The sequence below is a fragment of the Actinomadura sp. NBRC 104425 genome, assembly GCF_030269545.1.
GTDB lineage: Bacteria > Actinomycetota > Actinomycetes > Streptosporangiales > Streptosporangiaceae > Spirillospora > Spirillospora keratinilytica.
Genome location: NZ_BSTN01000001.1, coordinates 173,611 through 195,958 on the forward strand (window position 1 = coordinate 173,611; position 22,348 = coordinate 195,958).

The window sequence follows — 22,348 nt, forward strand, 5'->3', positions numbered from 1 at the left end:
CATGAAGGTCACACTGCGCATCTGGCGCCAGAAGGGCCCTGAGGACAAGGGCGGAATGGTCGAGTACCAGCTCGACGACATCTCTCCCGACGCCTCCTTCCTGGAGATGCTGGACGTGCTGAACGAGCAGCTCATCCAGAAGGGCGAGGAGCCGGTCGCCTTCGACCACGACTGCCGCGAGGGCATCTGCGGCATGTGCTCGCTGGTCATCAACGGGACCCCGCACGGCCCCGAGCGCAACACCACCACGTGCCAGCTGCACATGCGCAAGTTCAAGGACGGCGAGGTCATCGACGTCGAGCCGTGGCGCGCCAAGGCGTTCCCCGTCGTCAAGGACCTGGTCGTGGACCGCTCGGCGTTCGACCGCATCATCGCCGCCGGCGGCTACATCACCGCCCCGACCGGCACCGCCCCCGAGGCCCACTCGGTGCCGGTGCCCAAGCCGGACGCCGACAAGGCCTTCGAGGCCGCCGAGTGCATCGGCTGCGGCGCCTGCGTGGCCGCCTGCCCGAACGGCTCGGCGTCCCTGTTCCTCGGCGCCAAGATCACCCACCTGGGTCTGCTCCCCCAGGGCCAGCCCGAGCGGTGGGACCGGGTCGTCAACATGCTGGAGGCCCACGACGCCGAGGGCTTCGGCGGCTGCACCAACACCGGCGAGTGCACGGTCGCCTGCCCCAAGGGCATCCCGCTGGACGTCATCGGCCGCCTCAACCACGACTACCTCAAGGCCACCGCGGGCGGGAAGAAGAAGTAACCCTCTCGCCGAAGCGCGCGTCCCGGCATTCGGGACGCGCGCTTTGCGCTTTTTCGCAGTCAGCGGGTGACGAGGGCTTCCACGCCGGACGGCAGGCTGCCCGCCTTGGCCGCCTCCACCAGGAAGGTCTCCAGGGTCTCCCGGAAGGCGCGGGCGGCGTGGGTGGGATCGACGTCCTTGCGGTGCGCCAGCGCGACCGTCCGCTGCAGGCCCGGATGGGGGCCGCGGCGGGACGCGTCGGGGCCGCAGTCGTCCAGCACCAGGGGCGTGCCGCGCAGACCGGGGCGTCCGGCCAGCACCATGCTCGGCACGACGGCGATGCCCAGCCCGGCCTCGACGAACCGCAGCACCGCGTCCATCTCGCCGCCCTCCACCGCGAAGCTCGGCTCGAACCCGGCCGCGCGGCAGGCGCCGATCGTCGCCTCGCGCAGGTCGTAGCCGGAGCGGAACATCACCAGCGGGCGGTTGCGCAGGTCCTCGATCCGCAGGTAGGGGCGGCGCGGCAGCATCCCCCGGTGCGCCCGGTCGGCGTGCTCGGCGGCCGCGGGGGACGCGACGACCAGGTTCTCGCGCAGGATGGGGGCGGTGTCCAGCGGCGGGTCGCCGTGCAGCGGAAGGATCACCAGCGCCAGGTCGAGGGAGCCGCGGGTGAGCTCCCGGACCAGGTCGCGGGAGCCGCCCTCCTCGACGATCAGCCGGATGCCGGGGTAGGCGTCGTGGAAGCGGCGCAGCACGTCGGCCAGCAGCCCGGCGCACAGCGACGGCGTGGCGCCCAGCCGCACCCGGCCGCGCCGCAGGCCGGCCAGCTCCTGCACCTCCAGCCGGGCGGTGTCGACGTCGGCGAGGATCCGCTTGGCCAGCGGCAGCAGCGCCTCGCCCGCCGGGGTCAGGGTGATGTTGCCGCGCGCCCGGCTGAACAGGGACGCGCCCAGTTCCGTCTCCAGCGCGCGGATCTGCTTGGACAGTGACGGCTGCGCCACGTGCAGGATCTCCGCCGCGTGGGTGAAGTGCCGGACCTCGGCCACCGCGACGAAGTAGGCGAGCTGCTGCAACTGCACCCTGCACAGGGTACGGCCCGCCGCAGCCGCGGTCGGCGACCACCCCGCCGCCGCCCCGCCTGCACCGTCCGCGGGCGGGCCCGGCGCCGGCGCCGTCCGCGTCCGCCGGGACCGGTGTCACGCTGTTCCGCCTTGCGGCGCGCGGCATCCTCGGCACCCGCGGCCGACCCGGCGGCGCCCCGCACAGCTCGGCCCGCGGCACCGCATGCCCGGGACGCGGCACCGCATGCCCGGGACGCGGGCGCCGGCGTCCGCAGGATCACCACCGCCGCCCGGCCATGTCGGCAGCTCCCGGGTGCCGTCACGGGCAGAGCGGCCCCCGCCGTGGCGCGGCGCCCAGGGGCAGCGGGTGCGCCGTCCCGGGTCAGCGGGCGTGGCGGCGCAGGGCCTGCAGGTCGTGGACGATGACGCGGCGGCGTCCCGTCTCGATCCAGCCGTGGCGGCGCAGCGTGCGCAGGGCCTTGCTGACCGCCTCGCGGGACGCGCCGACCCACCCGGCCAGCTCCTCCTGCGACAGGTTCAGCGTGATGCGCACGCTCTGGTTCCCGTTGCCGCGTCCGGCCGCGGCGCCCCGGCCGTTCGGCTCGTACGGGACGCCGAACCGCTCGGCCAGCTCCACCAGGCGCTGGGCGACCCGGCCGGTGGCGTCGAACATGCCGAACTCGACGCGCTTGCGGTCGGCGTCGCGCCACCGCTGGCACAGCATCCGCATCATCAGCAGCGACACCCGGCCGTTGTTCTGCAGGAACGCCATGAACTGCGGGGCGGTGAGGGTCAGCGCCCGCGCCGGCTCCAGGGTGGCGACGGTGGCCGAACGCGGCTGGCCGTCGATCGCGGCGACCTCGCCGAGCAGCGCGCCCGGCCCGCGCACCGCCAGCAGCGCCTCGCCGCCGTGCTCGCGGTGCGAGTACGCCTTGACCCGCCCGGCCAGCAGGACCGCCACCCAGGTGGACGGCTCCCCCTCGGCGAACAGCACCTCGCCGCGGGCGAATACGCGGACCCGGGAGCGCCGTTCCAGTTCGGCGCGTTCCGCGGACGTGAGCTCGGCGAGAAACGAACCGGGCTCCAGGGGGGCGTTCATATCTCCACGCTAGAGCGAACGACCCCACCTTGTGAGCAGTCGCCAAATCACGAATGCGTCACGCGTTGTGTGTACTTCTTCCTATTACCGCGCCCGCCGGCGGGGCAGACTCGGACCCGGTGTGCGCGGCCAGGTTGCCGCTGCGCGAACGTTCACGGTGAACGGCGGCACGGGCGGGCGGCGGCGACGGGGGCACGCCGCCCGCCGACCTCGCCGGGCCGAGCCGCCCGGGCCCGCCGCACGTCAGGCCGAGGGGGTGTCCTGCCCCTTCTTGACGATGCCGAGCTTGGAGCCGAGCCAGACCACCGGGTCGTACCGGCGGCCGACCACCCGCTCCTTCATCGGGATCAGCGCATTGTCAGTGATCTTGATGTGCTCGGGGCAGACCTCGGTGCAGCACTTGGTGATGTTGCAGAAGCCGAGGCCGTGGTCCTCCTGCGCGATCGCGCGCCGGTCGGCGGTGTCGGCCGGGTGCATCTCCAGCTCGGCGATGCGCATCAAATACCGCGGCCCGGCGAAGGACGGCTTGTTCTCCTCGTGGTCGCGGATGACGTGGCAGACGTTGTTGCACAGGAAGCACTCGATGCACTTTCGGAACTCCTGCGAGCGCTCGACGTCCTCCTGCTGCATCCGGAACTCGCCCGGCTTGGTGTCGCCCGGGTCGAACGAGGGGATCCGCCGCGCCTTCTCGTAGTTGAACGACACGTCGGTGACCAGGTCGCGGATCACCGGGAAGGTGCGCACCGGGGTGACGGTGACGGTCTCGTCCGGCGCGAACGTCGACATCCGCGTCATGCACATCAGCCGCGGCATGCCGTTGATCTCGGCCGAGCACGAACCGCACTTGCCCGCCTTGCAGTTCCACCGCACCGCCAGGTCGGGCGCCTGGGTGGCCTGCAGCCGGTGGATGATGTCGAGGACGACCTCGCCCTCGTTGACCTCGACGGTGTAGTCGCGCAGCTCGCCCTCGCCCGCGTCGCCGCGCCAGACCCGGAACTTGGCCTCGTAGCTCATCGGTCGCCCTCCTCGCTCTCGTCACCGGCGGCGGCCCCGACCTCGGCCGGCAGCTCCTCGGCGGTGAGGTACTTCTTCAGCTCGTCGGTCTCGAACAGCCCGAGCAGGTCGTCGCGCATCGGTTCCATGGGCTGCCGCTTGAGCTCGACGCGGGGATCGCCGGGGTCCCCGGCCAGGCGGACGACCAGGTTGACCTTGCGCCACTCGGCCGACATCTGCGGGTAGTCGTCGCGGGTGTGCCCGCCGCGGCTCTCCTGCCGCTCCAGCGCGGCCCTGGCGATCGCCTCCGACACCAGCAGCATGTTGCGCAGGTCCAGCGCCAGGTGCCAGCCGGGGTGGTAGCCGCGCCCGTCGTTCACCGCGACCGGCTCGACGCTGACGTTGCCGACGCGTTCGCGCAGCTTGTCCAGCGCCTCCAGGGCCCGCTTGAGCTCCTCCTCGGTGCGGATGATGCCGACCAGGTCGTTCATCGTCTGCTGCAGTTCGGCATGCACCGCGTACGGGTTCTCGCCGCCCTTGCGCTCCAGCGGCGCCAGCGCCTCGGCGGCCGCCGCCTCGACCGCCTCCTCGGTGACCGCCGGCCGGGCGTCCAGCGAGTCGACGTACTCGGCGGCGCCGAGCCCGGCGCGGCGGCCGAACACCAGCAGGTCGGTCAGCGAGTTGCCGCCCAGCCGGTTGGAGCCGTGCATGCCGCCGGCCACCTCGCCCGCCGCGAACAGGCCGGGCACCAGCGCCGCGGCGGTGTCCGGGTCGACCTCCACCCCGCCCATCACGTAGTGGCAGGTCGGGCCGACCTCCATCGGCTCGGTGGTGATGTCGACGTCGGCCAGCTCCTTGAACTGGTGGTACATCGACGGCAGCCGCCGCTTGATCTCCTCGGCGCCGCCCGGCATGCGGTCCACCACGGTGAGGAACACCCCGCCGTGCGGTGAGCCGCGGCCCTCCTTCACCTCGGCGTTGATCGCGCGGGCCACCTCGTCGCGGGGCAGCAGCTCGGGCGGGCGCCGGTTGTTGTCCGGGTCGTCGTACCAGCGGTCCGCCTCCTCCGGAGTGGTGGCGTACTTGTCCTTGAAGACCTCGGGGATGTAGCGGAACATGAACCGCTCGCCCTCGGAGTTCTTCAGGATCCCCCGGTCGCCGCGCACCGACTCGGTGACCAGGATGCCCTTCACCGACGGCGGCCAGACCATCCCGGTCGGGTGGAACTGGACGAACTCCATGTTCAGCAGCGTCGCCCCGGCCAGCAGCGCCAGCGCGTGCCCGTCCCCGGTGTACTCCCAGGAGTTGGACGTCACCTTGAACGCCTTGCCGATCCCGCCGGTGGCCAGCACCACGGCGGGCGCCTCGAACACCACGAACCTGCCGGTCTCGCGGACGTAGGCGAACGCGCCGCAGATCCGGTCGCCGTCCTTCAGCAGCCGGGTGACGGTCGTCTCCGCCCACACCTTGATGCGGGCCTCGTAGTCGCCGAACTCGGCGTGGTCCTCCTGCTGCAGCGCCACGACCTTCTGCTGCAGCGTGCGGATCAGCTCCAGCCCGGTGCGGTCGCCGACATGCGCCAGCCGCGGGTACTCGTGCCCGCCGAAGTTGCGCTGGCTGATCTTGCCGTCCTTGGTGCGGTCGAACAGCGCCCCCCACGCCTCCAGCTCCCACACCCGGTCGGGGGCCTCCTTGGCGTGCAGCTCGGCCATACGCCAGTTGTTGAGGAACTTGCCCCCGCGCATGGTGTCGCGGAAGTGGACCTGCCAGTTGTCGTTGGGGTTGACGTTGCCCATCGCGGCCGCCGCGCCGCCCTCGGCCATCACCGTGTGGGCCTTGCCGAACAGCGACTTGGAGATGACCGCGGTCTTCTTGCCCTGCATGCGGGCCTCGATCGCGGCGCGCAGCCCGGCCCCGCCCGCGCCGATCACCACGACGTCGTAGGCGTGCCTTTCGATCTCACTCATGACCTGCTCCCCGGTCCCGTCCGGTCGCCTCGGCGGCGCGCCGCCGCGCCGCCCTTCCTCCGCGCGCGCTCCCCGCTCGTCCGCTGCGCTCCGGTGCGGCGCCGCGCGGCCGTGCCCGTGCTGTGCACCATGCCCACCCTCAGTTGATGAACCGCAGGTCGGAGATGGTGCCGCTGGCCACGAGCATCACGTAGAAGTCGGCCACCACCAGCGACCCCAACGTGATCAGCGCGTACTGGCCGTGCCGCTGGTTCAGCTTGGAGACCTGCTGCCACATCCAGTACCGCACCGGGTGCTTGGAGAAGTTCTTCAGCCGTCCGCCGACGATGTGCCGGCAGGAGTGGCACGACAGCGTGTAGCCCCACAGCAGGATCACGTTGACGAGCAGGATGAGGCTGCCCAGCCCCACGCCGAACCCGCCGTCGGAGCCCTGGAAGGCGCGGATCGCGTCGTAGGTGTTGATCAGCGAGATGACCACGGCGGCCATCCAGAAGTAGCGGTGCAGGTTCTGCCCGATCAGCGGGAACCGCCGCTCGCCGGTGTACCTTGTGTGCGGCTCGGCCACCGCGCACGCGGGCGGCGAGGCCCAGTACGACCGGTAGTACGCCTTGCGGTAGTAGTAGCAGGTCAGCCGGAACAGCAGCAGGAACGGCAGGGACACCGCCGCGAACGGGATCCAGCCCCTGGTCACGGCGGGCAGGAAGGTGCCGAACTCCGCCGCGTCCGCCGTGTGCCCGTTCTGCGTGACGTTGTTGCAGATCTCGTTCAGGCACGGCGAGTAGAACGGCGTCAGGTAGTGGTACTCGGGCACGAAGAACGCCGCGCCCCAGAACGCGCGTATCGTCGCGTACACCACCCACGCCGTGAAGACCACCAGCGTGGTGATCGGGTAGACGCGCCAGTTGTCCCGCCGGAGAGTCCGTTCCTTGATCTTGGCGCGCGCTTTGGCGGGCGCCTCCACAGTGCTCATCGCTCGCGCTCCTGAGTTCGGGTCTTCGGGTCCCCGTACCGCGGGCCGCGCGCCCGTGCGACCGCCGCGCCTCGCCACGACAGGCGGTGACGCCTCGTGCGCGCTTTCCGGTCAGGCGACCTTACGCCACCACACTGGCACTGTGACATACATAACAGCCACCCCTTCATGTGAGCTGGGACACACATTTCGGAGGACCGCAATCTCAGGAACCCATAACCAGGAGTTATGGCGCACGGGAATCGAGACAAGCGCGAACAAGCATCGCGTCACCGCCCCCTCACCCGCCGCCATACCGGAGCCGCTGCGGCGGGCGCCGCCCCCGGCCGTCGCCGGGCGCACGAATGCGCGGCCGTTTGGGGACGCGCGCCGTTTGCGACACGCTGAGATCCGCGGTACCTGCCTAGACTGACAGACATTGACAACCCAACGCCCAGGCAGGGCCTGCCGAAACGGGACCGATGAGCGACAACGACCCCGGACGCGACCACCTTGCGGAGGACCCCGCCACCAGCGAAGCCCCGGACGCCACCCGCGCCACAAGCTCCACGGACGACGTCCCCCAGGGCACCGGCACGACCACGCCCGGCACTAAACCGGCCGACAGCACGGCGGCCGAGAGCGACGGCACAGCCACTGACCCGGCATCAGCCAGTGAGGCGGCCCCCGACGCCGGGGCGCCCGAGGGCGGCGATGCGGCCGGTGACGCCCAGGGCGATGCGAAGAAGACGGCCACCGCAACGGTCGGTACCGCGGGTGACGCTCCACAGGGCACCGACAACACCACGTCCGACGGCAAGGCGGCCGACGACAAGGCGGCCGAGAGCAGCGGCACGGCTGGTGACCGGGCACCGGCCAGCGAGGATGCTTCCGGCACCCGGGCGCCCGAAGGCGGCGATGCGGCCGGTGACGCCCAGGGCGATGCAAAGAAGACGGCCACGGCAACGGCCGGCGCCACGGGTGACGCTCCACAGGGCACCGACAACACCACGTCCGACGGCAAGGCGGCCGACGACAAGGCGGCCGAGAGCAGCGGCACGGCTGGTGACCGGGCACCGGCCGGCGAGGATGCTTCCGGCACCCGGGCGCCCGAAGGCGGCGATGCGGCCGGTGACGTCGAAGGCGGTGCGGAGAAGGCGGCCGACGGTCCGGAAGACGGCGGTCCGGGCGGAGGCGATGGGCGGCGTCAAAGGCGGCGTCGGGTGTGGCGGCGGGTCGCCGTGGGCGCGACGGCGCTGGTGGCGGTGGCGGCGATCGGGGCGGGCTGGCTCTACGCCGACCTGATGGGCGGCATCGAGAAGAAGGACATCACCGAGGAGCAGCTCGGCACCGACCGTCCCAAGAAGCTGAACAAGTCGCTGAACATCCTGCTCCTCGGGTCCGACAGCCGCGAAGGGGACAACGCCCGCTACGGGGCGGCCGCGGGCATGACGGGGGCGCGGTCGGACACCGCGATCCTGCTGCACCTGTCGCCCAACCGGGACCAGGCCGTGGGCATCAGCTTCCCCCGCGACTCGATGGTGCAGATCCCCGAATGCAAGAAGGAGAAGGGCGGCACCGTCCCGGGCCGGTTCGGCATGCTCAACTCCGCGTTCGCGTTCGCCGGGCCGACCTGCACCTGGAAGACGCTGGAGAAGCTGACCGGCATCCACATCGACCACTTCGTGCAGGTGGACTTCGCCGGGTTCAAACGGGTGGTGGACGCGCTGGGCGGCGTGGAGATCTGCGTCGACCGGCCCGTCAACGACCCTCGCGCCGAACTGGTGCTGAAGGCCGGGAAGCAGACCGTCAAGGGCGAGGAGGCCCTCGGCTACGTGCGCGCCCGCTACAGCCTGGGCAACGGTTCGGATCTGGAACGTATCGAACGGCAGCAGCGGTTCATGGCGTCGGTGGTCGACAAGGCCACCAGCAGCGAGGTGCTGACCGACCCGGCCAAGACCTACAAGTTCCTCAAGGCCGTCACCGAGTCGGTCACCACCGACGACGGCCTGGACCTGTCGACCATGCGGAAGCTGGCCGAGGGCGTGCGCGGGATGAGCGCGGGCCAGGTGCGGTTCGTCACGGTGCCGGTGGAGCGCTACGCCCCCGATCCCAACCGCGTCCAGTGGAACGAGGAGCTGGCCAAGCCGCTGTTCGAGGCGATACGGCACGACAGCGAGCTGCCCGCCGAGCAGCCGGCGGCGCCGCGGCCCGCGACGCCCGAGCCCAAGGACGTGAAGGTGACGGTGGTGGACGCGGGCGGCAAGAACGTCGAGCGCGTCGCGCGGCAGCTGAAGAACCGCGGGTTCGACGTGGACAAGAAGATCGACAAGCGCCCGAAGGCGGCGGACAGCCGCATCGTCTACCACTCGTCCGCCGAGGCCCAGGCGTCCGCGCTGGCCGCCGCCGTCCCCAACGGCGTGCTGACCGCCGACGCCTCCGCCCCCGCCGACCGGGTCACGCTCGTCGTCGGCACGAACGGCGTCCGCCTCGCCCCGCCCGCCATCGACAAGATCACCGGCGGGGTCGAGGCGGGCAAGAACCTGTGCACGTGACGGGAGCGGGCGGCTCCGGCGGCGTCAGGCGTGCACGAGCACGCCGGCGAGCGTCCCGAGGAGCATGAACGGGCCGAACGGGATCGTCGCGCCGCGGGCGGCGCGACGGAGCACGATGAGGGCGATCGAGTAAAGGCCGCCGAAGACGAACATGGCCAGGAAGCCGAACATCCAAGCGTCGGAGCCCAGCCACCCCAGGTACAGGCCGATCACGCCCGACATTTTCACGTCCCCGAGGCCGAGCGCGCGGGGCAGCACCACCCATTGGAGGGCGAACAGCCCCCACAGGACGCCGCACCCGATGAGGGCGTCCACGAACCGGTCGCCGCCGTCGTCGGTGAACGGCGCCGCCGCCCCCAGCAGCGCCGCACCGATGGGGTAGGACGGCAGCGTCAGGGGGTCGGGGAGGCGGCGCAGGGCGATGTCGACGGTGCCGAGCACGGTGCCGACGCAGGCCAGGTAGGCGAACGCGACGAGATCGGGCCGCAGGCCGATCCGCCAGACCAGCAGCGCCAGGGCGACGACCCCGGCGAGGACCACCGGAACCGGCCGCCGCCGGACCGGTTCCGTCCAGTCCGCGCGCAGGGACCAGGCGCTCCCGGCAGGGGATTCACCGGTAGGGGATTCAACTGACGCGTCGCTGCTCACCCGCGCATCCTCCCATCTTTCCGTTCCCCCTCCCAAGCCCCGATCACAGGCCCGGCGCCGGGCGGTCGCCGCGCATTCGGCGGGAATGGCGCGGAGAATGCGCTGCAGCGGGACAGGGCCGCCTTGTCCCGCACGGTCGCACGCAGATAAGGTCGGCTTTATGTCCGGAGATAATCGGGGGGAAGCGTCCACGGCGACGCGAAATGACGTCCCCACGGAGGAATCCGCGAAGAATTCGGCGGAGGCGGAGTCCGCCGGGGGCGCCCGGGAGAAACTCGCCCGCCGGTCGGCGTACGCGATCGCGCTGGCATTCTTCGTGCTCTATGCGGGCTACTCGCTGCGCCGGCATTACCTGCTGCGGACCTCCGGGTACGATCTCGGGATCTTCGAGCAGGCGGTGCGCGCCTACTCCCGGTTCCAGGCGCCGATCATTCCCCTCAAAGGGCCGGACGTCCATGTGCTGGGCGACCACTTCCATCCGATTCTGGTGACGCTGGCGCCCTTCTACCGGATCTGGCCGGGCGCGCAGACCCTGCTGGTGGCGCAGGCCCTGCTCATCGCCCTTTCCATCGTGCCCGTCGCCCGGCTGGCGATCGTCCGGCTCGGCGTCGGCGTCGGCCTGTGGCTGGCGGCCTGCTACGCGCTTTCCTGGGGAATCCAGGGCGCGTTGGGATTCGATTTCCACGAGATCGCCTTCGCCGTTCCGCTGCTGGCGCTTGCAATGGTGGCGCTGGTGGAGCGGCGCTGGCGCGCGGCGGTGGCGTGGACGCTGCCGTTGCTGCTGGTCAAGGAGGACATGGGGCTCATCGTCGCGGCGATCGGCGGATATCTGCTGTGGCGGGGGCGGCGCCGGGCGGGCGCCGCGCTGGTCGTCGCCGGACTGGCCGCGGTGGTGCTGACGGTCAAGGTGGTCCTGCCGTTCTTCAACGACGGGCGGTTCAGCTATTCGGTCTATCTCGATCCGGACAAAAACCTGTGGTCGCTGGCGCTGTCGTTCCCCGCAGGGCTCGTCGAGCAGCCGCGCAAGCTCGTCCTGCTGACATTGCTGCTGTTGCTCACGGGAGGCGCCGCGGTGCGCACCCCGCTGGCGCTCATCGCCGTTCCCGTACTGCTTTCCCGGCTGGTGTCGACCAATCCGGTGCACTGGGAGGTCGGCCGGGTCCATTACAACGCGGTGCTGATGCCGATTCTGTTCGTGGCGCTGATCGAGGTGCTTCCCGCGATGATGGCGGACGGGCGGCTGCGCATGCGGCTATGGCGGCGGACCGCCATCGTCTTCCCCGGCATTTTCGCGCTCATGATGCATCCGACCCCGTGGGGGATCACCAATCCGCAAAACTACGCCGACACCCCGCACTCCGCGGCGGGGCGGCGCCTGCTGGCGATGGTGCCCGACGGCGCGGCGGTGGCGGCCGGGAACTCCCTGGCGCCGCACCTCACCGGCCGGTGCCGGGTGGTGATCTTCCCGCCCTTGCACGGCGAACGGGTCGACTGGGTGGTGACGGACACACGGGTCAAAACGATCCCGCACAAGTCGGTGAACCAGGAGAGCGCGGCGCGGGCGGGGCTGTGGCCGCCGACGGCCGAACAGGTGCACGGCGCCCTGCGGGCGCTGCCATCACAGGGATTCACCAAGGTGGCCGAGGACGACGGCGTGGTGCTCTACCGGCGCACGGCCGCCGCGCCCTGACGGGGCGTGTCCTTGCGCGGCCGCCGCCACACGGCCCGCACGGCGAGCACCGCGGCCGCCACCAGAAGCGCATTGCGAAGGGTCAGCACGGCGTTCGGCAGGAACCTGCCTTCGTTGAGCAGCCTCCACAGGATGGGGTATCCAAGGTGCGTCAGCGCGGCCGCCGCCAGGACCATCGCTGCCGGGAGCCGCTGCCGGGAACCCGCAGTCGCCAGGCACGCCGCGGCGACGCCCAGCACCCAGATCAGGTACTGCGGCGACAGCACCCGGCCGCCCACCACCAGGACCAGGACACCGGCCAGGACGGCGTCGGCGCCCGCGGCCGGGGTCCACTCCCGCGGGTCGCGGCGCAGCACCGGCACCGCGAGCAACACCAGGCCGACGACGGTGATCACCAAGCTCGCCGCGACGGCGGCGCCCACCCCCGGCCCGACGAGCTCCCAGGACCCGTACTGGTAGCGGACCTCCCCCGTCCAGCCGAACAAGCGCGCCACGTTGATCGGGGTGGCGGCCACGGCCTCGATCTCCGCACCGCGGTCGCGCTGGGCCCGCAGGAAGCTCCACACTCCGTCGCCCGCGATCGTGACCGCGCCCGCGACCAGCGCCCCGGTCGCGGCGCACGCGACGGCCACGCGGACCGCCGTGCGGTCGCGGCGCAGCGCGAACGCCAGCGCCACCGGCCACGCCTTCATCAGCGCGCCCACCGCCATCAGAACGCCGAACAGGCGGTGGCGGCCGGGCCAGAGCAGCGCCGCCACGACCGGGATGGTGACGAAGAGGTCGAAGCGGAACAGGCAGATCGGGCCGAGCAGGAAGATCCCGGTGATCCAGCACCACGCCCCCGCCGGTGCACGGTCCTTGCTCCGCAGCAGGCACAGGATCGCCAGGTCGGCGGCCAGCGCGCACAGCATGAAGGTGATCCCGTACTGGCCGCCCAGCACCCTGGGCAGTAGGAGCGGCAAAACCGCCAGCGGCGGGTACTGCCAGCGCGCGTCGTCGCCGGGGAACCGCCCTTCGGCGAGGGCGGGGCCCCACTCGTGGTAGAGCACCACGTCGCTTATGGTGCTGCGCAGCGGGTAGCCGGGCGAAAAGCAGATGGCCAGCATGAGCAGCCGGGTCAGCACCCATGCCCAGATGAACCGGTCGCCGGCCCAGCGCCGGCCGGGGCGGGCCGTCCACCGGAGCGTCGTCGCGCCCCCGGCCTCGGGCGCGGTGGCCGAGCCCTCAGGGGCGCGCACGGAGACCTCCGAACCGGCGTCGTCGGTCATCCTGTCGCGGCCTCCGCGCGCGCGTCCCCGGCGGGCTTCCCTCGGGAGCGGCGTCGACGCAGGCGGGCGAACAGCAGCATCGTCACCTCGTAGGCGGCGGTCGCGTAGAGGGTTCCCAGGATGAAGTCGATGACGTAGTGCTCGGCGAAGTAGACGATGCCCAACCAGACCGAAATCGGGTAGAGGCTCAGCCACCAGACGCGCCGCCAACCGAAGCATCGGCCCATGAACAGCAGGAACAGCGTGGGGTATGCGGCGTGAAGCGAGGGCACCGCCGCTACCGGATTGGGCGAGATGCGGTCGTAGATCGAGCTGTAGCTGTGCACGCCCAGGGACGCCCAGACGTCCCCGGCGATCCTGTCGACGGGTGGGATGGCCCCCTGTTCGGATGCCATCCACGGCGGCGCCGCGGGGAAGGCCGCATACGTGAGAAACGCCGAGAACGACAGGACCAGCAGGCTCACAACGAACGGGCGGTAAAGCGCGGGACGCCGCCGCCACAGGTAGAGCGCCAGCACGGCGGGCATCGGGAAGTGCAGGATGTAGAGCAGGTAGAGGTAATAGTCGAACCAGCCGACCTGCCCGTCCCACAGGTGCGACTGGAGCCAGACCGTCGGCAGCGTCCCGCCGAACAGCCACTCGTCCACTTTGATCATCTCGTGCACGTGCACGTTGCCGCTGAGGTCGTCGGCGATCGCACGGAAGGAGTCGTAGACGGCCACCAGACCGACGAACGGGCCGAAGTGCGTCAGGTAGGCGCGCGCCTCGCCGAGCAGCGTGAACACCGCCAGCAGCAGGAGGAACAGCAATTCAGGCTGCCAGAGGGGCAGCCTCGCGAGCACGACGACGACCAGGAAGGCCAGCGCGGTGAGCCGGGCCAGGGCCTGCAGCAGCGCGGTGACGGTCAGCTGAGCGGACAGGCGCGAGAGCATGGTGCGGCGGCCGGAGCGGCGGGCCTCGGACCGGTCGTCCGCATCGATGCCCGGCTCGGCCATGCTCCCCATGGCGCGCAAGGCTAACCTCGCCGAGGGTTGAAACGGAGGGCCCTTGGTCCTGAAAGCACCGTTCGCGGGCATTGGGCCCTCGGGCCCAGTGTGAACCCGCCCTGCGGGCCGTTGGACGTGGTCAGCGGCGGACGAGGACGGTTGCCAGGCGGTCCCGGTACAGCACCCGCCACGACGGGCTCTGTGTGAGGATCTCGGTGAGCGCGGTGCCCGTCTCCCACACCACGACCTCCACCCGGTACCGGTCGAACGTCGTCTGCCAGCGCGCGTCGCCGTACCGCACCTTCTGGAAGTTCACCGCGAACTCGGTCGGATACATGTCGTAGCGGTCGTCCATGAATACCCGCTGCCGCGGCCAGTACCGGTGGATGACGTAGCCGGCCCACCCGGTCGTGGTGAACAGGCGGCGCCCGAGCAGGCCCTGCTGTTCGACGGTGCGCATCGCGGCGACCGGGTACCTGCTCAGGTCGAACGACGGCCGGGACAGTTCCGACCGGGCCGGCGGGACGGCGAGCAGCACCACCGCGGCGATCATCGCGACGTCCAGGCGGGGACGGCGGACGGGCGGCGGGGCCTCGGGCAGCAGCCGGGCGGCGATCGGCAGGCCGACCAGGGGGGCGACGGCCGCGTTGCGCAGGGCCCACAGGCCGAGCAGCAGGAACGGCAGCGACACCAGGACGTCGCGCCTGGTCGGGCGTTTGCGGGCCAACGCCAGCACGGCGGCGAAGACGGCGATCCAGACGGCGAAGGCCGCACCCGTCAGCGTGCGGAAGTCGGGCGACTTCCACTCCTGGACGTACTTGAGGGCCTCGCCGTGGGTCAGCAGCTCCACGGGGAACAGCACCAGCCCGGCCCCGTACGGGTTGAGGAAGCAGACCGCGAACGCCAGGACGGTCGCCTGCAGGAGCCGACGTTCCCGGCCCTGCCAGGGCCGGTGCCCGTCGGCCCAGCGGCCGAGCAGGTGCAGGGCCAGGTAGGCGAACCCGAGTGCGAAGCTGCCGTGGCAGTTGGCCCACAGCCACATCAGCGGCGGCAGCGCGACCAGCGGGCGGCGGCCCGCCGCCGAGTCCGGGATCTCGACGATCCACAGCAGCGCCAGGAACGCCAGGATGCCTGCGAACAGGGGCCGCTCCACCCAGTACAGCGTCGAGACGAACAGTGCCGGAACCAGCACGACCACCGTCCGGACGCGGCCTCCGGAGGCCCGGACGGCCAGCCGGTAGGCCAGGTACGCGCAGGCCGCGCCGAGTATCCCGCCCAGCACTCGGATGCCGTTCGGCCCCACCGATTCGTAGAGGCCCGCGTACAGGACCTCCATCAGCCAGGACTGCGCCACCCAGTCGGCGCCGGGGACGGTGTAGGAGTAGATGTCGGAGTGCGGCACACCGTGGTGTTCGAGGATCCAGCGTCCGGTGCGCAGGTGGGTGAGGAACGAGTTGTCGTCGAGCTGTTCGAGCCCCGCCGTCCATCCCAGGACGATCCAGATCAGCGCGGTCCGGACACGTGCGAACGCGGACCGGGCCGCGGCGGTGTCGGCGGGTGCGGTCTCCTCGGGGTGTGGGCGCGGATTTTTCTCGTCGGTGTAGGAGGTGTTCACCTGACCGCGTTTCTCCCGTTGGTGGTGGGAAGGTCCCCTGCCCCGTCGTCCGTCCCGGTGTAGGCCGGACCCTAGTGGGGCGGCCGTCCGGACTCCAGGGCCCCGGGACCCAACCGCCTTCCCCGGCTCAGCCGGTCGAGCGCAGGCGGCGCACCGCACGGAGCAGGCGGCGGGCCGCGCGCAGCAAATTTCAGCCGCCCGCGGTCCCGGCGAGGGCCGCCGCGAACCCGCTCCACGCGGACCGTCGGGGGTGCGGAACCGGAACACCCCGGAGCGGCCGGCGATCCCGGGCCCGGTGCCCACCGCGTCCGTCCGCCCGACGACCACGCCGGGGGCGCGGGCGCCGCGCAGCTGCAGCCGCACCCGCTCGGCCAGCGCCCACACGCCCGCACCGCAGACGAACAGGCCGAACAGCACACCGACCACAGGTTTGATCATCGCTGCTCCGCACCGCCGGGCATCGGTTCACCGGCACGCCTCAAGGTTGCTGTAGATCCGCCTGCCCTTGGCGGTGGGCGCGCCGAGGTACTGCGCGTCCTGCGCGGCCCGGTCGGTGGTGGAGATCGCGAGGTTGGCGCCGATCTTCACGCGTGAGCCCACAGACCCAAGATCGACCCCAAACCGGACAGTGGGCCGTCAACCACTCAGGTGGCCGCCCCACAGCAGGAAGCACATCACGACGCCCATGGCGAACATCAGCACGGCGGCCGCGATCTCGGTCACGGGGTGGGCGTACAGGCGCGCGTCGGAGGGATCGCGGGCGTCGTACATGACGCGCACGCGACGTCCCGGGGGCCGACGCAGGTTGCTGTGGGCGGTGAACACCCGCTCGCGCGCGTCCAGGTCGGTGAAGCGGATCGTCAGGTCGTACTCGTCGAAGGCGTCCGAGCACGTCTCCACGACGCCCTCGGTGACCTCGGCGCGTCCACGGAACCGGAAGGCGGCCACGAGCGAGACGGGCGCGGCCAGGACGAGCCCGGGGCCTCCCACGACCAGCACCGCCGTCCGCAGCCACCCGTCGGGCACCAGCGACAGCGCACCCGACAACGCGTCGAACAGCACCAGCAGCGCGACGACGAGGGCGGCCAGGAGCAGCAGGCGGCGCCGCCGTCCGCGGAACACGCCGCCGGTCACGGCACCGTGCGGGATCGGCGGGCGACCGACCAGCCGCCGGTCAGGGCGCCGACGCAGGCGGCGCCGAGCGCCGCCAGCGCGACCGGTGCGCGGCCGTCGCCCAGCGCGCCGGCCTGCGTCACGACGGTGGCCAGCACGGGCCCGGCGCACACCAGCAGGTGGAACCTCGCCGCTCCGTCGCCGGGGCCGTCCAGCCGGCGGGCCGCGATCCGCCCCCCGACCAGCCCGAGGACGCCGTGCAGCACCACCGCGGCGGCCGACGACGTCCAGTAGAAGCCCGGGCCCACCACGGCACCGGGCGCCGCGACCGCGACGACGGTGACGGCGACCGCGGCCGCCGCCGCGCCCGCCAGGGTGACGAGGCCGCCCAGCAGGACGGTCCCCGGACCGCTTCGAGACCGCACCGAAAAAACTCCGTCTCCGGTCGTGCCGGTCATACCGATCGGGCTAGTGATCCAGCCGGAAGGAATCGAATATCACCGGCAGCCGGGAACGCGCGGCACCGTTCTGCGGTGAACGCAGCATGAATTCCAGAAGAACGCCGTCGTCGGTGAGCGCGTAAAGACCCAGCAGCGTGAACGGGACGCTCGCGCCGCTCTGGTCCTGCATTTCGTAGGTCGCCTCGAAGCGGTGGGCGCGCTTCGCGCCGTCGATCTCGATCCGCCGGTCGGCGGTCAGCCGGTAGCGGTGCATCGTGGCCAGCGCGCGGAACTGGCCGAGCTGGACGTCCAGGTCGTGCCGGTAGTCGGCGATGCGCCCCACGTGGATCTGGCCGTCGACGGCGCCGGAGGGCAGCCGCGGCCCCATGAACAGCAGCGTGGGACGGCCGTACTCGTCCTTGTCGTCGCGGCGCTGCCATCCGCTGGGGTAGGCGAACGAGTACTCGCCGGTGCGGTACTCGGTGTACCCCGCAGGGACGCGCGGCCGCTCCCCGCCGCCGCATCCCGCCAGCACGGTGCAGGCGAGCAGGGCCGCCGCCAGCGTCGCACACCTCACCGGCAGCGCTGCCAGGGCACCCATCCCTGTCCCTCCTTGTAGTAGTGCGCGCTCTGCAGCGAGGCCCGTTCGGTCTCGCGTCCGATCTCGATGAAGCCCAGGCGGCGCCGGGGGGTGGAGCCGCGGCCCTCCAGCTTGGAGGTGTCGCCGGTGTTGTCGTAGGTCAGCCGGCTCATGGTCCCGGCGCCGTCCTCCCACGCCTGTTCGACGGCGTCGTCGTCGCCGTCCCGCAGGTACCGGTCGATGACGGCGCGGTCCTCGGCCGAGGAGTAGTCCAGGTTCTTCTGCGTCACGGTGCGCTGGGCGAACAGGATCCACTGGCCGCCCGCGGAGATCTGGGTCTTGTCGCCGATGCTGTTCTTCCCCTCGAACTTGCCGTCGGCCCGGACGTAGACGATGTCCTGGCCGTTCTGCACCTGGCTGATCCCCACGATGTTGCCGTTGCGGTCGTAGGTGACGCCCCACTGCGTGCCGCCGCGGTGCTTGTAGTTGAACCCGACGCTCGGGTTGAGCTTGATCTGCGCCTTCATCTGCGCGCGCTGGTCGGGCAGCAGGACGAAGCCGTTGCCGTACTGGCTGCGCAGCTGGCGCTCGATCATGTCGAGGACCACGTCGACGCCCTCGTCCAAGCCCTGCTGCACCTGCCGCCGGACCGACGCGGGCAGCGTCCGCACCAGTTGGCTCACATCGATCTGCACCGCCGCCTCGAACTCGCCGCGCTGGGTGAAGTAGTGCGTGGTCTGCCCGTTGGTGTTGTTGACGCGGGTCCCGGTGAGCAGCCAGCCGCGGCCCTTGAACGGCAGCTTCAGCTTGGCGGGTCCGACGCTGAGGTTCAGGTCCGCGCGGAAGCCGCCGGTCAGGCCGCCGTCCATGTACTCCTCGGTCGGCTTGCGGTCCGGTTCGCTGCCGCCCATGAAGTCGTCGATGTCGTCGCCGATCCACGGCAGCTTGCTGCCGAGCCACACGAAGCCGCCGGTGATGGGGTTGGTCCGCAGGGTGAACTTGATGTCGCTGCCGATGCGGTGTTCGCGCAGGTCGTCGAAGAACCGGCGGGCCTCGCGCTCGCTGGTGAAGCCGCCGTACACCTTCCCGTTGGTGATGGACAGGCCGCCCCAGAGCCCGCCGCCGACCGGGCCGGCGCTCAGGCCGTCGGGGGTGCCGACCCCGCCCTCGCCCCAGGTGAAGTCCACGACCTCCCATGTGCGCTTGCCGTCCGGCCCGACGCGTTCGATGAGCTGCAGGGTGCCGCGGCTGTTGGTGCGGACATCGACGTAGCGCACGGGGATGCCGACCGTCTCCTCCAGGTAGTGGCTCTCCATGTAGGGGACGCAGCCACTGGTCGGCTCGTCGGGGTCGCGCTGGGCCTGCTGGCCGTCGCGGTTCGGCGTCCGGCAGTCCTGGACGAGCCCCGCCACCTGGATGACCCGGCAGACCGCGGCCGCGATGTCGGAGGCGACCCGGCCGCTGACACCCGACAGCGCCAACGCCAGCGCCAGCGCCGCGCACAGCAGCACCACCACCATATAGCTGATCGGCCCCTCGCCCGCGTCGCGGCGCCCGGCCGTCCGCGCCGCCACACCCCGGCTCCATTCGCGCACGGCCGCCAAAATGCCACCGAAAGACCGGTTTTAATTGAGCCTGCGGGCCCATTTCCAGACCCAAACAAAAACCGCAACCCGGCCGTAACTTTTCATTTCCGGGCCGTTGTCCGAGAATTAACATCGGCTCCCGGGGCGGGGCCGGAAGGATATGCGCCGCGATCGCCGCCGACAGTATCCGGACCGCCGGCGGGGCGCCGCGCGGGGCCGCGTCCAGGGGGCTGCCGGGCTCCGGACGCACCGCCGCGCCCACGAACCGGGCTTTTTTGGGCCCCCGGGCCCTTTCTTCGCGGTGTCCGCGTCTTTAGAGTTCTCACCGGTCCTGGTGTGATCACATGTGGTCTCGACTCGACTGGGGGACACGGTGAGAGCTGGACGATGGCGTGCGCTCAGCCGAGACGAAGGCTCGACGCAGATCATCCTCTTGCTCGCGATGGTGTGCGCGTTCGGCCTGACCCTGATGGCCATTCAGGTCGCCCGTGCCAACGACCTGCGCTCCCACGGGCAGACCGCCGCGGACGCCGCCGCCATCGCCGCGGTCACCCCGATGCGGGACGCCGTGCTCAACGCCGCCCGCAGCGGGCAGCTGCCCAGCGGCATCGGCCTGTGGACGATCGCCGACGACGTCGACGACGACGACACCCCCTTCGCCGAGGCGGCCCGCAAGTACGCCGGACGCAACGACGCCGAGCTGGTCGGCAAGGTCAAGGTGTCCGGAGCGCTCGGCCACACCATGAAGGTGTCCGTGCAGACCAAGGACTGCGTCATCAAGAAAGAGGACGAGCTGACCGCCAAGGACCGCGAGGACCTCGCCAACCGGCGCAACCTGTGCACCGACAACCGCGGCCGCACGGGCATCATCAAAGGCCGCGGCACGGCCGAGGCGATCGCCGAGCTGCGCCTGCCCGACTGCGAGTACCGCAACACCGGCGGCCGCGGCTCCGAGGAGGCACCGTTCTTCGACGAGCTGTGGTGCGACAACGTCCGGGTGTGGAGCGCCACCCAGGGCGCCGCCCCGCGCGACCGGGTCGTCCGGCTGTTCAAGATTCGGCTGGTGGGCAAGGAGGACCCGGTCAAGTACACCGGGATGCCCGACAACGGCCTGTACGCCCTGTCCGGCCCCTATGTCAAGGGCGAGTGCGCCAAGGACAAGCAGCCCGACCCCAGCATGCCGTTCGGGCACCGCGTCATCGCCTGGGCGCGCTGCTGGCTCGGCACCCCCTACTCCTGGGGCGGGGGCACCCCGGCCGGCCCGAGCCGGGGCATCTGCTGCTCCCCCGGCGGCTACAGCGGCGCCAACATCGTGGGCTTCGACTGCAGCGGCCTGACCCTGTACGCGGTCTACCAGGCGTCCGGAGGCCGGATCACGCTTCCGCACTACACGCTGTCGCAGCTCAACGACCCGCGCGGGCGCAGGGTCTCGCAGAGCGAGCTACAGCCGGGCGACCTCGTCCTCCCCAATCCCGGCCATATCGGGATATATGCGGGCGGAGGCAGATTTATCGAGGCACCACATACCGGTGCCGTCGTCAGGGAGTCGACCCTGGCCGGCCGAGGCTTCTACGGCGCGGTGCGGTTCGGGTGACGGCGCTCGTGGGCTGCACCCGGACGCGGCGTCCGGCCGCATGACGGACGCCGCGCCCCGGCAGGCCGGCACTTGCGACCTGGGGGCTCAGGCTTGGCGAGGGCGCGGGCGCCTCAGGGGCGCACCCAGAACGAGGACACGACCTTGGGCATCCCCGCCGCGTCGAACTCCTCCTGCGAGGCGCGCACGGTGAGGTCGAGCATCGTCCCCCCGCTGGTCAGCGCGTAGATGTCGATGCTGCGCACCCGGGCCGTGGCGCCGGTGGAGGTCTTCTCCTCGTACGCGGTCTCCAGACGCCACGCCTCCTCGGCCCCGGGCACCTTCGCGTCGCCCTCGCGCACGATCCGGCGGCCGCTGAGCTGGTTCAGCCCGCGCGCCTGCGCCTTCATGGCGTCCATGCTCCCGCCGAAGCGGTCGGTGCGCGACACGATGACCTGCCCCCGGTACGCGCCATTGGCACCCACCGGCCCATGGGCCTCCACCAGCGGAGCGCCGCGGTCGTCCTTGTCGTGGGTGACGCTCCAGCCCTGCGGATGCACGAAGGTGTAGACGTCGCCCTTGTAGGTGGTGAACCCTGCCGGGGGCTTGGGAGGCTCCTCCTCCCCGGAGCACCCCGCGAGCGCCACCAGCAAGGAGCACGCCAGCGCGGTCAGCCGTACCACCGGACCACCCTTCTGCGACTTCACTGCGACCACGGCTGCCACACGAAGATGACCAGCCAGGTGACGACGGCGCCCAGCACCGCCATGACGGCCGCCTCCACCCAGGCGTGGGTGGAGGTGAACTCCAGTCGGGCACGCTCGGGCCGGGACGGGTCGTACAGCACCCGCACGACGGCACCGTCATCGTGACGGCTCTGGCCGCTCTCCCGGAACGTGAACTCCCGGCCGTCCGGGACACGGTAGCGGACCTCCAGCTCGTAGGACCCGACGCTGCCGTCATGCGTGCGTTCCGCCCGGCTGCCGACCACCACACCGTGTGTCGGCACGGCCGACCTGCGAAAGCGCAACCGCCGCACCAGTACGAGCGGAGCCGACACCACAAGCGCCGGGCCCATCACCACGGCCAGGATCTTGAAGAAGGTCTCCAGCATCTACGGCCGTCCCCCGCGCGTGCCGAACCGGGCGGAGCCGAACGCTCCCGCGACGCTGCCCACCAGGGTCGCCACAAGGTAGAAGATGCCCGCGACCCAGTCCTCGCCGAACAGCGACGGGACGGCGACCAGCGACACCACCGCCAGCGGCCCGACCGGCCCCAGCAGGGGCCGCGCCCGTCCGGCTGCCAGCGCGCCCCCAACGGCCGCGCCCAGAGCCAGCACCAGCCCGCCCGCCACCGTGTACCCCCAGAAGAATCCCTCGCTCAGCAGCGTTTCGGCGGGAAAGAAGCTGATCACCACGACGCCGATCATGAGCACCACGAGGGTGGCGGCCATGACCACCGCCCCCAGGGCGACGGCCCGCACCGGGGAACT

Annotated in this window: 21 protein-coding genes; 4 read left to right on the forward strand and 17 right to left on the reverse strand. The window is 71.5% G+C overall.

The window, feature by feature from the left end:
- The first annotated feature begins 1 nt into the window (after window position 1).
- The gene (locus QSK22_RS00835) at window positions 2–754 is read left to right on the forward strand and encodes a succinate dehydrogenase/fumarate reductase iron-sulfur subunit (RefSeq protein WP_285491931.1); all 753 of its coding nucleotides are present in this window, start codon (window positions 2–4) and stop codon (window positions 752–754) included.
- Window positions 755–813: 59 nt separating this feature from the next.
- On the opposite strand, the gene QSK22_RS00840 is transcribed toward QSK22_RS00835, so the two are convergent.
- The 5 genes from QSK22_RS00840 to sdhC all read right to left on the reverse strand — a co-directional run bounded on the left by QSK22_RS00840 (window position 814) and on the right by sdhC (window position 6,823).
- Complete coding sequence (locus QSK22_RS00840) at window positions 814–1,812, reverse strand: LysR family transcriptional regulator (protein ID WP_285491932.1); 999 nt, start codon at window positions 1,810–1,812, stop codon at window positions 814–816.
- Between the two features lie 364 nt (window positions 1,813–2,176).
- Complete coding sequence (locus tag QSK22_RS00845; RefSeq protein WP_285491933.1) at window positions 2,177–2,893, reverse strand: Crp/Fnr family transcriptional regulator; 717 nt, start codon at window positions 2,891–2,893, stop codon at window positions 2,177–2,179.
- 243 nt (window positions 2,894–3,136) lie between these two features.
- Window positions 3,137–3,907: a succinate dehydrogenase/fumarate reductase iron-sulfur subunit gene (locus QSK22_RS00850; protein WP_285491934.1), complete on the reverse strand. Its 771-nt coding sequence runs from the start codon at window positions 3,905–3,907 to the stop codon at window positions 3,137–3,139.
- On the reverse strand, window positions 3,904–5,853 hold the full coding sequence (locus tag QSK22_RS00855) for a fumarate reductase/succinate dehydrogenase flavoprotein subunit (RefSeq protein WP_285491935.1): 1,950 nt from the start codon (window positions 5,851–5,853) through the stop codon (window positions 3,904–3,906). Before QSK22_RS00855 ends, QSK22_RS00850 begins: the two co-directional genes overlap by 4 nt.
- A gap of 139 nt (window positions 5,854–5,992) precedes the next feature.
- A complete protein-coding gene (gene sdhC / locus QSK22_RS00860) occupies window positions 5,993–6,823 on the reverse strand; it encodes a succinate dehydrogenase subunit SdhC (RefSeq protein WP_285491936.1) in 831 nt (276 codons plus the stop codon).
- Between the two features lie 461 nt (window positions 6,824–7,284).
- On the opposite strand from sdhC, the gene QSK22_RS00865 reads away from it, so the two are divergent.
- A complete protein-coding gene (locus QSK22_RS00865; protein ID WP_285491937.1) occupies window positions 7,285–9,357 on the forward strand; it encodes an LCP family glycopolymer transferase in 2,073 nt (690 codons plus the stop codon).
- 24 nt (window positions 9,358–9,381) lie between these two features.
- On the opposite strand, the gene QSK22_RS00870 is transcribed toward QSK22_RS00865, so the two are convergent.
- Window positions 9,382–9,897, reverse strand: a complete 516-nt coding sequence (locus tag QSK22_RS00870) for a prepilin peptidase (protein ID WP_285491938.1) — start codon at window positions 9,895–9,897, stop codon at window positions 9,382–9,384.
- A gap of 268 nt (window positions 9,898–10,165) precedes the next feature.
- Between QSK22_RS00870 and QSK22_RS00875 the strand changes: the two genes are divergently transcribed.
- Window positions 10,166–11,695: a DUF2079 domain-containing protein gene (locus tag QSK22_RS00875; RefSeq protein ID WP_285491939.1), complete on the forward strand. Its 1,530-nt coding sequence runs from the start codon at window positions 10,166–10,168 to the stop codon at window positions 11,693–11,695.
- Here QSK22_RS00875 and QSK22_RS00880 read toward each other — a convergent pair.
- The 8 genes from QSK22_RS00880 to QSK22_RS00915 all read right to left on the reverse strand — a co-directional run bounded on the left by QSK22_RS00880 (window position 11,668) and on the right by QSK22_RS00915 (window position 19,271).
- Window positions 11,668–12,963, reverse strand: coding sequence for a glycosyltransferase 87 family protein (locus tag QSK22_RS00880; protein WP_285491940.1), 1,296 nt, complete (start codon window positions 12,961–12,963; stop codon window positions 11,668–11,670). The two genes, QSK22_RS00875 and QSK22_RS00880, sit on opposite strands and share 28 nt — an antisense overlap.
- On the reverse strand, window positions 12,960–13,967 hold the full coding sequence (locus tag QSK22_RS00885) for a phosphatase PAP2 family protein (RefSeq protein WP_285491941.1): 1,008 nt from the start codon (window positions 13,965–13,967) through the stop codon (window positions 12,960–12,962). The genes QSK22_RS00880 and QSK22_RS00885 overlap by 4 nt, the downstream gene beginning before the upstream one ends.
- Before the next feature lie 121 nt (window positions 13,968–14,088).
- Window positions 14,089–15,564, reverse strand: coding sequence for a hypothetical protein (locus QSK22_RS00890; RefSeq protein ID WP_285491942.1), 1,476 nt, complete (start codon window positions 15,562–15,564; stop codon window positions 14,089–14,091).
- 465 nt (window positions 15,565–16,029) lie between these two features.
- Window positions 16,030–16,164: a hypothetical protein gene (locus QSK22_RS00895; protein WP_285491943.1), complete on the reverse strand. Its 135-nt coding sequence runs from the start codon at window positions 16,162–16,164 to the stop codon at window positions 16,030–16,032.
- Window positions 16,165–16,200: 36 nt separating this feature from the next.
- Complete coding sequence (locus QSK22_RS00900; RefSeq protein ID WP_285491944.1) at window positions 16,201–16,698, reverse strand: DUF3592 domain-containing protein; 498 nt, start codon at window positions 16,696–16,698, stop codon at window positions 16,201–16,203.
- A complete protein-coding gene (locus QSK22_RS00905) occupies window positions 16,695–17,102 on the reverse strand; it encodes a hypothetical protein (RefSeq protein WP_285491945.1) in 408 nt (135 codons plus the stop codon). The genes QSK22_RS00900 and QSK22_RS00905 overlap by 4 nt, the downstream gene beginning before the upstream one ends.
- A gap of 43 nt (window positions 17,103–17,145) precedes the next feature.
- Window positions 17,146–17,718 carry a hypothetical protein gene (locus tag QSK22_RS00910; protein WP_285491946.1) on the reverse strand — a complete coding sequence of 191 codons (573 nt, stop codon included), beginning with the start codon at window positions 17,716–17,718 and terminating at the stop codon, window positions 17,146–17,148.
- Complete coding sequence (locus QSK22_RS00915) at window positions 17,691–19,271, reverse strand: hypothetical protein (protein ID WP_285491947.1); 1,581 nt, start codon at window positions 19,269–19,271, stop codon at window positions 17,691–17,693. Before QSK22_RS00915 ends, QSK22_RS00910 begins: the two co-directional genes overlap by 28 nt.
- Window positions 19,272–19,725: 454 nt before the next feature.
- Here QSK22_RS00915 and QSK22_RS00920 point away from each other — a divergent pair, with 454 nt between their 5' ends.
- Window positions 19,726–20,877: a C40 family peptidase gene (locus QSK22_RS00920; RefSeq protein WP_285492377.1), complete on the forward strand. Its 1,152-nt coding sequence runs from the start codon at window positions 19,726–19,728 to the stop codon at window positions 20,875–20,877.
- A 113-nt stretch (window positions 20,878–20,990) separates the two neighbouring features.
- Here the strand turns inward: QSK22_RS00920 and QSK22_RS00925 are convergent, their stop codons facing one another.
- The 3 genes from QSK22_RS00925 to QSK22_RS00935 are packed head-to-tail and all read right to left on the reverse strand — an operon-like array spanning window position 20,991 to window position 22,339.
- Window positions 20,991–21,572: a hypothetical protein gene (locus tag QSK22_RS00925; protein ID WP_285491948.1), complete on the reverse strand. Its 582-nt coding sequence runs from the start codon at window positions 21,570–21,572 to the stop codon at window positions 20,991–20,993.
- The gene (locus QSK22_RS00930) at window positions 21,560–21,970 is read right to left on the reverse strand and encodes a DUF3592 domain-containing protein (protein ID WP_285491949.1); all 411 of its coding nucleotides are present in this window, start codon (window positions 21,968–21,970) and stop codon (window positions 21,560–21,562) included. The genes QSK22_RS00925 and QSK22_RS00930 overlap by 13 nt, the downstream gene beginning before the upstream one ends.
- Complete coding sequence (locus QSK22_RS00935) at window positions 21,971–22,339, reverse strand: hypothetical protein (protein WP_285491950.1); 369 nt, start codon at window positions 22,337–22,339, stop codon at window positions 21,971–21,973. It lies immediately after the preceding gene.
- Window positions 22,340–22,348 lie beyond the last annotated feature (9 nt).

Excerpts from the sequence above, each read along its gene's own strand:
- QSK22_RS00865 (WP_285491937.1), top strand. The coding sequence starts at position 7,285 with ATGAGCGACAACGACCCCGGACGCGACCACCTTGCGGAGGACCCCGCC.
- QSK22_RS00855 (WP_285491935.1), bottom strand. The coding sequence starts at position 5,853 with ATGAGTGAGATCGAAAGGCACGCCTACGACGTCGTGGTGATCGGCGCG.
- QSK22_RS00850 (WP_285491934.1), bottom strand. The coding sequence starts at position 3,907 with ATGAGCTACGAGGCCAAGTTCCGGGTCTGGCGCGGCGACGCGGGCGAG.
- QSK22_RS00880 (WP_285491940.1), bottom strand. The coding sequence starts at position 12,963 with ATGACCGACGACGCCGGTTCGGAGGTCTCCGTGCGCGCCCCTGAGGGC.
- sdhC (WP_285491936.1), bottom strand. The coding sequence starts at position 6,823 with ATGAGCACTGTGGAGGCGCCCGCCAAAGCGCGCGCCAAGATCAAGGAA.
- QSK22_RS00885 (WP_285491941.1), bottom strand. The coding sequence starts at position 13,967 with ATGGGGAGCATGGCCGAGCCGGGCATCGATGCGGACGACCGGTCCGAG.
- QSK22_RS00910 (WP_285491946.1), bottom strand. The coding sequence starts at position 17,718 with ATGGGTGCCCTGGCAGCGCTGCCGGTGAGGTGTGCGACGCTGGCGGCG.
- QSK22_RS00930 (WP_285491949.1), bottom strand. The coding sequence starts at position 21,970 with ATGCTGGAGACCTTCTTCAAGATCCTGGCCGTGGTGATGGGCCCGGCG.
- QSK22_RS00875 (WP_285491939.1), top strand. The coding sequence starts at position 10,166 with ATGTCCGGAGATAATCGGGGGGAAGCGTCCACGGCGACGCGAAATGAC.
- QSK22_RS00920 (WP_285492377.1), top strand. The coding sequence starts at position 19,726 with ATGGTGTGCGCGTTCGGCCTGACCCTGATGGCCATTCAGGTCGCCCGT.
- QSK22_RS00835 (WP_285491931.1), top strand. The coding sequence starts at position 2 with ATGAAGGTCACACTGCGCATCTGGCGCCAGAAGGGCCCTGAGGACAAG.
- QSK22_RS00845 (WP_285491933.1), bottom strand. The coding sequence starts at position 2,893 with ATGAACGCCCCCCTGGAGCCCGGTTCGTTTCTCGCCGAGCTCACGTCC.